We start from the raw sequence: 3,826 nt of genomic DNA, 5'->3' as shown, positions 1-3,826 counted from the left end.
TAATAGATTCAGGTTTAATTTTATGAATTAATATTTTTTTCCTGGCAGACGTGCTCTCAATTCCGTTAAAGTTTCTATTCCGCGCCTATGTAATTCTTTGAGATTTCCCTGGTATACGAATGCTGCCGGCACTAACAGTAAAGGGATAGTTGCTGCAACTTTAGCTCCTTCTGAAATAGGCAGCGCAGCTAAAAAGCTTGCTCCAGTAACACCATAAATAGGAACTATAGGAAAAAGCATAGCTAAACCGAATGCTCTTCTGAAATGAACGCCCAATTTTGCAGCCAGAAAACCATTAGACCCTATAACCACACCGATGCCTATACTTGGTCCTATAGTCCGAAACGGATTATATGATGGTCCGATATATAATCCAAAATCAACACCGAAAAAGGAAACAAGTCCGTTAAATTGATTCCTTTCCTGATTGGAGTTCCCTCCAAGCCCTGATACAACTATTCCTATGTCCAGTTGCAGAGGTCCTCTTTCTGCTCCCCTTCCGTCCATTATATCATTACTTTCCTTAAACGATAATAAGATTTACCTGTATCCTGATTTTCCAAAAATCTATGCCTTTATTTCGATGACGAAGTTTGCATGCGCACTACTCTAACAGTCTTTCTATTCGGCAAATCGTTCACGATTTCATATTCAAACCCCATGGAGCCTAAATTTGTGACAAACCACTTTGGAATATGGCTGCAAATGACATCCAGTCTGTTAAATTCTCCGTTTTTCAGATAGGGGATCAGAATTTTCTTTGAAGTCAAGTCCGGATTTTTAAACATGATGTCTTCTATATTAATCGAAAAATCACCTTTATTCACACCGGGTTCCAGAAACTGCGTGATGTCAAATTTTGGCGGTTCTTTCTGACGCTCCTCAATTGTTTCAAGCATTTCTTTTTTGATTGAATCAAGAAGATCCAGCACATTACCTTCCACAAGGAATATGTCAAAACTTGCTGCTTGAAAAGTCCCGGACGCTATTCCTGGGATTTCACTTGCAACAATTACTTTTACGTCGCCAAGCTGTTTTATTGTATCCGCTACAGACGCGCGTACCGCGGCCATACCTTTCGCGTTGCAAACTTGATTTTCAAACCGTGTCAGAACTTTCCATTCCCCACCGTCTTCCTCATATATTGCAATGAATCCTGGTTCGAATATTGAACTCGCTTTCTGGTTCTCGTTTTCTACAACTGCTATTTTCAAGGCGTGTCCTCCTGTCGTGTTGAAATTTATGAGATGTCGGAATGCGATTAAAACAATTTCTTACCATTTGATTATTGTTCGATTTATATAAGCTCTGCTGGACTCATTCAGCAACCTGTGATATATCGTTTGTGAACGCGCTTTCAGTCCATTTTATCATGCGAACAATAGTATCTTCATATTTTTCCGGAACGCACCAGCTATTTGTTTTAGAGAAATAACGAACTGTGAGATTCTTGGAACGAAAACCATTGATTATAAACAAAGAAAACCAGACCAGAGTAAAGCCAGACCAGATTAACTCCGCCAAAGGATATTGCAACCAGAGACGAAAAGCTACATAGAACTGGAAACCATATGAAAATATAAAGGCTGTTTATTGAAATCTCTGTAATAGGTTTCAGGTTAGAAAGCGACTACAATTTTCCGAATAAAAATCCCAAACACTATGAATAAAAGATCTGAAATCTGAAATCGGTATAAAAGAGATTTTCAGTCATTTTAATTTGAATTCCAAGAAAAAACGAGGGTTGTTCAGGTTTCGGTGATTTTGAATTCATTTCACTTTGAATTCATTTACCTTTGAGTTCATTTACCTTTGAGTTCATTTACCTTTGAGTTCATTTACCTTTGAGTTCATTTCACTTTGAATTCATTTCACTTCGAATTCATTTCACTTCGAATTCATTTCACTTCGAATTCATTTCACTTCGAATTCATTTCACTTTGAATTCATGTACTTATATTTTTGATTCTCCCAGCACACAGAACCTGGTCTTACCACTGGATTCAGGAACTTTTCTGCAGTTCTTCAGGAGAAACTCAGGCTTTTCTTCGGACAGTTCCGGTTTTTCGGCATTCAGGCAGAAGTATTCTCCTTCAAGTCGGAATTTCCTGAAAAGTTCACAGGTTTCACAGAGGCAACCCAGTTTTTTTCCCTGTTCCAGACGTTTGCCTCTGGAGCAAAACATCCCTGCACCGCCGGAATAAGAAGGACAGTTTTTGCAGGCGCAGGCTTTAAGGTTATGGTATGAGCTGCAGATCCCGAAATATTTTCCATATTCTTTCCTGGTCTGTTGTACTATTTCAAATGTTCTCTTCTCGGACTTTTCCTTTGTCCAGTTATCCTTTTCATTTACTGTTGGTAGTCTGGAACTCAGAACATTCCTCCTGTGTGCAGAAAGACATGATTTATAAGATGTCAAAATATATTATATATTGCTTAAGGATTTAAAAAGCGTACATTACCTGAGGAGGTTAAAGGATTTTGGATCTGGAATGGTTATTGGAGAGGTAGAAGCTATGGGATTCAATCAACTGGCTGAAAGCGACGAACTGATTCTTGGTGAAGCACTGGAAAGACAGCAAGTTCTGGAAACCGTAATTAATAACAGCCCGGTTATGGCTTTTCTCTGGGCTCCTGATAAAAAATGGCCTGCCAAGTACGTTTCGGAAAACGTAACCCAGCTTGAATACAGCGCAGAAGATTTCCTTACAGGAAGAATAATATATTCAGATATAGTCCATTCCGAGGATATAGATAGGGTTAGAAAGGAACTTACCCGATGCTGCGAGGCTGGAAATGACAGCTTTGTACAGAGGTACAGGGTTCTTACAGGGAAGAGGGAAATCCGATGGGTAGAAGAAAAGACTTTTATCCAGCGTGATAAGACAGGAAATGTAACGAATTTCCAGGGAATAGTCAGGGACATTACTCAGGAGATTAAAAATGAAAAGGCTCTGAAGGATGCTCTTCAAAGCCAGAAAGCTCTCATGGAAAAACAAAAAGCTCTCCTTGAGCGGCAAAAAGTCCTTGAAGCCGTAATTAACAATAGCCCAATGGTAGTGTTTCTCTGGAAGGCTGAAAAATACTGGCCCACGCTATATGTGTCTGAAAATGTCAGGCAGTTCGGGTACGTTCCAGAGGACTTCATTTCCGGAAAAGTTCTTTATGGGAAGATTATCCACCCCGAAGACCTGCTCCTTGTGGAACTTGAACTTGAGGAAAACTGTGAAGAAGGAGGAAAGGAGTTTAACCGTCAGTACCGGATTCTTACTCAGACTGCTGATGTCCGCTGGATTGATGAAAAAACCTTTATCCAACGCAACGAGGAAGGAAAAGTTACTCATTTCCAGGGTATTATAGAAGATATAACCCGAAGTATGAAAAGAGCCTGACCTGTAGATTTAAACAAGAAAATATAAGAAACAATCTTCAGGCTTTCAGGAGCCGGAATTTAACCGATTTATATTATTTCCGGAATTCTATTTTATAGAACAAGTTTAGTTGACAAGTTTAGTTGGTAAGCTTGGTCAGGGAGTTTCAAGTCTCAAGAAAAATACAAAATAATATATTATTTAACAGTAATATAATGTTAAGTTCTAAATAATCACTACCCTATGTCATCCTAATATGAATTAGATACTTCTTATAGCTTTCTTACTTTCTTAACAAATAACTATTTATGTTTGAGAGTATTAGGAGTTACGCAGTTGGCTCCTAGCATATTGTTTTTTCCAAACTTTCAAATATTTGAATTAATTTAACGTGTATTGGGGATTCCTTAAGTATTCTGTCACTGCCACTCTTCTAATTTTCATAGCACTTTCAA

Annotated in this window: 4 protein-coding genes; 1 reads left to right on the top strand and 3 read right to left on the bottom strand. The window is 38.5% G+C overall.

Translation table 11 applies throughout. From position 1 onward, the window contains the following. Nucleotides 1–27 precede the first annotated feature (27 nt). The 3 genes from A9239_RS11625 to A9239_RS18410 form a co-directional block, all read right to left on the bottom strand. Nucleotides 28–507, bottom strand: a complete 480-nt coding sequence (locus tag A9239_RS11625) for a hypothetical protein (protein ID WP_048117395.1) — start codon at nucleotides 505–507, stop codon at nucleotides 28–30. A gap of 68 nt (nucleotides 508–575) precedes the next feature. Next, on the bottom strand, nucleotides 576–1,214 hold the full coding sequence (anfO, locus tag A9239_RS11620; protein ID WP_048117393.1) for a Fe-only nitrogenase accessory protein AnfO: 639 nt from the start codon (nucleotides 1,212–1,214) through the stop codon (nucleotides 576–578). A gap of 740 nt (nucleotides 1,215–1,954) precedes the next feature. After that, entirely contained in the window at nucleotides 1,955–2,419 is a 465-nt protein-coding gene (locus A9239_RS18410; protein ID WP_069575310.1) for a DUF2769 domain-containing protein, read from the bottom strand. 73 nt (nucleotides 2,420–2,492) lie between these two features. Between A9239_RS18410 and A9239_RS11610 the strand changes: the two genes are divergently transcribed. Next, on the top strand, nucleotides 2,493–3,392 hold the full coding sequence (locus A9239_RS11610; RefSeq protein WP_230668817.1) for a PAS domain-containing protein: 900 nt from the start codon (nucleotides 2,493–2,495) through the stop codon (nucleotides 3,390–3,392). Nucleotides 3,393–3,826 lie beyond the last annotated feature (434 nt).

The sequence above is a fragment of the Methanosarcina sp. A14 genome (assembly GCF_001729375.1).
Taxonomy (GTDB): Archaea; Halobacteriota; Methanosarcinia; order Methanosarcinales; family Methanosarcinaceae; genus Methanosarcina; species Methanosarcina barkeri.
Note: the sequence above shows the minus strand (reverse complement) of the source record. Positions and strands in the feature narration are given on the sequence as shown.

Coding starts and splice junctions, on each gene's coding strand:
- A9239_RS11610 (WP_230668817.1), top strand. CDS start 2,493: ATGGTTATTGGAGAGGTAGAAGCTATGGGATTCAATCAACTGGCTGAA.
- A9239_RS11625 (WP_048117395.1), bottom strand. CDS start 507: ATGGACGGAAGGGGAGCAGAAAGAGGACCTCTGCAACTGGACATAGGA.